A 6,188-nucleotide genomic window follows, 5' to 3' on the forward strand; every position below is an offset into this window, starting at 1 on the left:
AGTTTCCGACCAAGAAAATTGAAGGTAAAACCAATGAGAGACTACAAGAGTTTGGCTCATACGCGTTGGGATTGTAAGTACCATATTGTCTTTATCCCAAAGAGAAGACGAAAGGTAATCTATGGGAATTTGAGAAAGTTTCTCGGAGAAATATTTCATGAGCTTGCCAGAAGGAAAGGCTGCAAAATTCTCGAAGGGCATTTGATGTCTGATCATGTTCACATGTGCATCAGTATTCCACCCAAATATCCGGTATCTCATGTCGTTGGATATCTGAAAGGAAAGTGTGCAATAGAGATTGCGAAAAATTTCAAAGGCAAGCAGCGTAACTTTAACGGAGAGCATTTTTGGGCAAGAGGTTACTTTGTCTCAACAGTAGGACTTGATGAAGAAGTGGTTCGGGCATATATCCGAGATCAAGAAAAGAATGATGGAAATAGAGATCAGTATGATCTTGACTGGTAAGCGCCCTTGGGCGCAATAAAAGCCCTTAGAGGGCGTAATCTGATAAGCCTCCGGCTATGCCGGAGGTCAGTTAACTGTTCTTGCTTATTTTTTACTAAATCTTTGGAAGGTATAACCACAACTCTGAGCTGTTGATCGGAAGTGGACAGATATATGAAACTTTTTTTAGTGCATCGTGAAAACCCACGTCCTATGGACGTGGTCATGAATGGTTGGCTCCGCCTGCCATGAACTACCCATGCTACTCCTTATCTCTGAGTTGTCCCCACAACTACTAGAGATAGGAAGTAGCATGAGTAGATTTGAAAAGTTAACGCATGTCATTTGGCATTGCCAATATCATATAGTTTGGGTGCCCAAATACAGGTTTCGAGTCCTGACCGGAGCCGTGAAAGCCGAGGTTCATAACAGTATTCAAGTATTTTGTAGTCAGCTTGGATGTACGGTAGTGGAACTGAACATCCAGAGTGACCATGTGCATTTGCTGGTAAAAGTGCCGCCGAAAGTTTCGATATCGACGCTCCTGGGAACGTTGAAGGGGCGAACAGCTTTGAGGCTGTTCACGAGATTTCCGTACCTCAAGAAGAAACCATACTGGGGCAATCACTTTTGGTCAAAAGGCTACTGTGTCGATACTGTCGGTGTAGATGCAGAAATGATCCGTAAGTATGTGAAGTACCAAGAAAAGAAAGAACGTCTCCAACAGGAGATAGACTTCAGGAAATAACCTGCAATCTTGGGACAACTCTCACCAGCCTTCTCTGAAGGCTGGCGGTTTCAGCCCCCTTTTAGGGGGCATAAAGCAAAACCACGTTCTAAGAACGTGGATCATTTACATTTAGAGTCGATATTGCTGGTATTTTCGTCAAGAGTTTTCATATGTGTTATTAACTGTTTCCACTGTAGCTCTAGTTGATTTTCTGAGGTGTCAAGATCCGGAGGGATAAGGTATTTTTTAATTAAGTCCGTATTAAGTGATTTTATTATAGAGGGTTTATGATAATAACTCGAGTTTAGAGAATTATAAGTACTAACGTTTTGTATTTTTTGATGCCGAAATAGGTTAAGCAACCGCTTCATCTACCAGGAAAAAGCGGTTGCCATGCTCACTTCAGATCAGAAAGTAATCCTTCGAGAGCTTTCTTTATATACGACATTTCTTGCAAAAGCGCTATCACCACTTGCGGCACCAACGTTCTGTGAGTTACTTCTGGGTGGCATGCTTTCTGGCGAAGGCTTTGTTACACAGGCTCTCCTGACGATCCACTACGAGAATTTCTGGAACAGCTACCATCATTGGGTCTCTCAAGGTAAGTGGCGTTGGCGAAACCTGGCGCATCGTCTGATATTGCTGGTCAGTTCTAAAGTGCCTGACGGTCAGACCATTCCCCTGATTCTTGACGACCTGACACTCGAACGTTGCTCTGACAAAGCACCGGCATGCCGAATACATCACCAACACAGCAAGAAAAAGAACCGGTGTACTTATCTTCTTGGTCAATGCTGGGTCTTTCTGGCTATTCCTTTCCAGAGACCATCAGACAAGGTGCATACTGCGGTTCCAGTGATGGCATTTCCATCACCTAAATCAGGCAATATCAGTAAACTTAAAATTGCAAAGGCCATGCTGAAATCTGTACGGCAGACTCTTCAGGGGCGAGCTTTTCGGCTACTCACTGACTGCTGGTTTATGAATCACACCATGATGCAGCCCGCGCTTGAGCTTGGGTATGAGGTCATTGGTCATATACCCAAAAACCGGGCACTTTATGCGCTTCCAGTCGATGCACTTCCTCCCTCTCCTTTCAAAAGGAAAGGCCGCAAGCGTAAGTATGGTGTCAAAATGACACCTGAGGAAGTAGAGAAATTACCAGAGACCAAGATGACTCTCTGGCTTTACAGAAAGAACCGGACTGTCTCTTTTCGTTCCTGTATTTGCCGGGCTCGTTTTTTGAAAGGCCGTATTGTCCGAGTCGTCTGGAGTCGTTTTGAAAACGACAAGGGAGAAACAGAAACCAAACTATTTCTGTCCACAAATCCTGACCTGAAAGCCGATGAAGTGCTATTAGCCTACTCGCTCAGGTGGCCTATAGAGCCTATGTTCCAGCAACTTAAACACGAGTTTGGATGCAAGCATTTATGGCAGCAGAAACTCAGAACGCTGTTACGATGGATGCACATTAAAATGGCAGGGTATGCGCTGGTGCAATTGCTGACCATTTGTCAAAATCCTGCGGCCATTGCGTTGGCCAAAACTGCCTGGAGGAACCCCCATACAGTCACGGCCGGAATGCTTAGGCGCGCGCTGTTTTGGATTATTCCGCAGTTTCGAATTCGTGGCTGCTGGAACCGATATGAGCAAAAATTAGAGCTGAAATTGCCGGATAAAAACGAACGTTCGGATAGTTTTTTTGGAAAAACGACATAAATGAACTCAGAACCAATGATTTAAACGGTTCAGGCAGGTTTAAATTGTGTGCCTGACGGGGTTGGCTGCGCCGACGCTAAATATTTTACCGAACGTTCATGTTTTAAGAACTCTAAACCTGAGGATAATAAGATCCTGACATTATGATCCCATCACTTTCTACCAGCTCCGGTATGTTGTATTGTGAAAATGAAAGGGCGACAGGCTGGTTGATTGAATTAATCCATATGGGAATAAAAATCATCCCCCAAAGCTTTTCAGCCGCTGTATTTTTTTTTGCTAATGCATTTGAGAGATGATCAGAAGTGGGTAAAAAGCAAATAGTGTCTGAAGATAATGATCGCAAATAAATTAAGTCAGTTTTGTTATAAGCATCATAACGTTGGCAATTAATTTTACTCCCGTAAGCAGATAGGGAGTTGATAAAAAAGATAAGGAATAATGACGTCACTTTTACAAATAAAATGGTATTTTTAATGGCTATGTTATTCACTGGATTACCTATTCAACTAAGAAAAAGACAGGCAACTATTTAGCACCTAAAGATTATTAAGTACTCAGGGCTATAAGCACAGTTCTGAAAATATTACGACTGCTACCCAGCGATAAAACATAGCTTGTTTCCCTTTATATGCGACTTTATTAATGAAGTTCTTTAGGGGGCGCCAGGGTACCAATACCTGCACTCTTAACATAACGCTGGCAGTAAACCACGATCAGTGGGAAGAAGACCATCAGAGGAGAAATGATATTCGATACCGAATCGCTCAGGCGATAGGCAGCCTGTGCCAATTCCGGCGAGATACCCACTGCCATCAGCATTGGGATCAGGATCGGTTCCATCAACGCCCACTTGGCTGCAGCAGAGCCAATCAGCAGGTTAACGACAGCGGTCAGAAGAATCATGCCGACTATAATTTATACGTTTTCTGACGTGTTTTTTTCAGCAGGCTCACTGCGTGGCACAGGAGACTCAATGAAGATGGGAAAAATAAAGCCGACACAGTGCTGTCGGCTTGAGAAATAACAAAGAGATTAAGAGGTTGTTCTCTTATTCTTCGCGACCGGTATTGCGAGCTTGTATTTCGCGTCGTTTTTTTATGAATTCAGGCTCATCAGGAGAATCAGGTGTTATCTGAGATGGCTGGTTCTGCTCAGCTTTGTGCTTCAGGTTTCCTCTGGCTTTAGTTAGCAGTTCCTGGTTAATGATCATCCCGCCAGAAGACGTCGTTGTCTGTTCTGGTGACTTTTGCTCAGGACGACTGCCTGCTTTTCTGAGCTTAACAGCTTTCAGTTCTTGCGCCAGTGAGGACGGTTTGGGTGCTTCTGAAGACGATGCTGTTACGGTTTCATTCAGCTGCTTAACCAGTTCTTTCTGTTGTGGTGTGGCTATCTGCTGAGTAATATCTCTTTGCAGGCGTTTTTCAATTTCTTTTATCTCCAGAAGTTTTTCGGCGTCTTTAGCCAGACTTGCTATTTTTTGCTTGCGTCCCTTCAATTCTTCTTTCAGTTCTGTGCGCTGTTGAGAGTCAGCACCCTCGTTTTCTTTCAGTTCTGCCAGTCGGTCAACCTTGTTGTTCCATTCGCTAAGTTCTTGATCAAGGCGGCTAAACAGAGATGGCTTTTCAGTTGCCGCATTTGTCTCATCAAGTAATGCAGCAGTAGCTTTCACATCATTGAGTAAGGTCTGAGGGAGTTTTTCAAAGTTTGTACCAGTGACAAATCGTTTCAGTTCTCCGAAGATGTGTGCAATTTTTTTTGCAATGGCGCTTCCTTTGTGTGTTTTCCGGGTCGCCTCAGCACTGCTGTTTTCGTCAACGGAATCGGAAGCCTCTGCCTCTTGTTGAGTATCAGGGGTACTTTCTAAAGGCGCTGTTGTATCGTCCAGTGGTGCAGGTGTTTCTATCTGTGAAGAAGCATTATTTCTCAAAGGTGGAGGTGGGGGAGGTGGCGGTACTAAACTGCCCTGATCAGCGGTGGTGTTTGGATCGCCAATGACTCTTTCACTGAGAGGGGTTTGTTTTTGAGGAGAGGTGTCTGACCGTTGCTCTTTCAAAAGGAGAGTTGGGTCAACTTCACTGGGTGTGACACTGTTGTTTTTCATAACGCCAGTGCTTTTTGGAGCATCAGCGCGCGGAGGTTTGGGTATTGGATTTGCGCCTGCTGGTATGCCTGTGTTTTGTGGGCTATTAGAACCACCAACTCCCTGTGTCATAGCTAAAGTCCTGATTTACGTCTTGTTGCTAAACACTATAGCAGTCTGAAATACAGGTATCAGGCGCTGTGCGAGCCAGCTATATCGCGTCAAATCTACAACGGTTTGAAAGGATTTCAGAGGAGCAGTCATTCATTCATCCTGATTAATTTGACACTCTGGGTTAATTTAAAACTCACGTTAATTTAAAACAATCTTGCCTGATGGTTTTGCGATGACAATAATCCGGTGGCAAACTGTCGGCTGTTTTGTGATGAGCTTGTTTGTTGATGTCTTATTCCCAGCCCGAGGTTCGTGAACTGCCTTCAGGCTATAAATTTGAACACTCGCAGAGTGAAATAACGATAAGGCTGGATCGTCAGGGGCGGTGGTTAAGTTATCGCTGTGGAGCCAGTTTTTATCGGCGCTGCATGGACGGCGATGTGGTTTGCGGAAAGGGCGAGATCCCTCTGCGCTGCTCTGATAAGGTTCTGTTGACCGGTAAAATCGCTACTACGCTGAACCAGTGGAGCAAAAACTGGAAAGGGTGTAAACGGGTAAAGTCGGTTCTACAGGTTGCCTCCGGGTTGGACTTTAACTATTACAACCGCCAGGCTGCACTCTACAGAGCGGTCTATCCCGAAGGCGTCCCTATTCTTCCCCCTGATCGCTATGGTGACCTGGTGGTTCAGCCAGTCATAGGTTGTCCGAATCGTGCCTGCACGTTTTGTGCGTTTTATAAGGACAAGCCCTACAAAATGCTCCCGCCTGACCGGTTTGCACAACACTTGCTGGGCGTACAGACCTTGCTTGGTGGGCAGTGCTTAACAAAAGACGGCCTGTTTATTGGTTCTGCCAATGCCATGGCTTTATCTCAGCGTCGGCTGATGGCGTATCTTCAGCAAATTCATTCCAGCTTTGATCCATTTAAACGGGGGATCGCAGCCTTTGCTGATCCGGACTTTTCAGCACCGAGAAATACTGCCCAATGGCAGGAGTTGGCGAATGCTGGCATTACCCGCCTGGTGATTGGTCTGGAAACCGGATGGAGTGCTTTAAGAGGAAGGCTGGGAAAATCTGCTGATCTGACCAGAGTTTGTC

At 45.0% G+C, this 6,188-nt stretch carries 7 protein-coding genes (1 of these 7 cut by a window edge); 4 read left to right on the forward strand and 3 right to left on the reverse strand.

Translation table 11 applies throughout. From position 1 onward, the window contains the following. Positions 1 to 33: 33 nt before the first annotated feature. From tnpA (NX722_RS03475) to NX722_RS03485, 3 genes are all read left to right on the forward strand, one after another. Positions 34 to 465, forward strand: a complete 432-nt coding sequence (tnpA, locus tag NX722_RS03475; RefSeq protein WP_262563698.1) for an IS200/IS605 family transposase — start codon at positions 34 to 36, stop codon at positions 463 to 465. 292 nt (positions 466 to 757) lie between these two features. Continuing rightward, positions 758 to 1,192 (forward strand): IS200/IS605 family transposase, encoded by a 435-nt coding sequence (gene tnpA, locus NX722_RS03480; protein ID WP_262564606.1) that lies wholly within the window; start codon positions 758 to 760, stop codon positions 1,190 to 1,192. Between the two features lie 375 nt (positions 1,193 to 1,567). Then, entirely contained in the window at positions 1,568 to 2,893 is a 1,326-nt protein-coding gene (locus NX722_RS03485; RefSeq protein WP_262563599.1) for an IS701 family transposase, read from the forward strand. Between the two features lie 112 nt (positions 2,894 to 3,005). Here the strand turns inward: NX722_RS03485 and NX722_RS03490 are convergent, their stop codons facing one another. The 3 genes from NX722_RS03490 to NX722_RS03500 form a co-directional block, all read right to left on the reverse strand. Further along, positions 3,006 to 3,386 carry a hypothetical protein gene (locus NX722_RS03490; RefSeq protein ID WP_262566727.1) on the reverse strand — a complete coding sequence of 127 codons (381 nt, stop codon included), beginning with the start codon at positions 3,384 to 3,386 and terminating at the stop codon, positions 3,006 to 3,008. Positions 3,387 to 3,535: 149 nt separating this feature from the next. Further along, a complete protein-coding gene (locus NX722_RS03495; protein WP_262566728.1) occupies positions 3,536 to 3,799 on the reverse strand; it encodes an AbgT family transporter in 264 nt (87 codons plus the stop codon). A gap of 145 nt (positions 3,800 to 3,944) precedes the next feature. Continuing rightward, positions 3,945 to 5,108 (reverse strand): hypothetical protein, encoded by a 1,164-nt coding sequence (locus NX722_RS03500; RefSeq protein ID WP_262566729.1) that lies wholly within the window; start codon positions 5,106 to 5,108, stop codon positions 3,945 to 3,947. A gap of 269 nt (positions 5,109 to 5,377) precedes the next feature. Here NX722_RS03500 and NX722_RS03505 point away from each other — a divergent pair, with 269 nt between their 5' ends. Then, positions 5,378 to 6,188, forward strand: partial view of a radical SAM protein gene (locus NX722_RS03505; RefSeq protein ID WP_262566730.1) — the 5' portion only. 287 nt of this gene lie beyond the right edge of the window; only the first 811 of its 1,098 coding nucleotides appear in the window; it begins with the start codon at positions 5,378 to 5,380; its stop codon lies beyond the right edge, outside the window.

Source organism: Endozoicomonas gorgoniicola (assembly GCF_025562715.2).
Classification (GTDB): domain Bacteria; phylum Pseudomonadota; class Gammaproteobacteria; order Pseudomonadales; family Endozoicomonadaceae; genus Endozoicomonas_A; species Endozoicomonas_A gorgoniicola.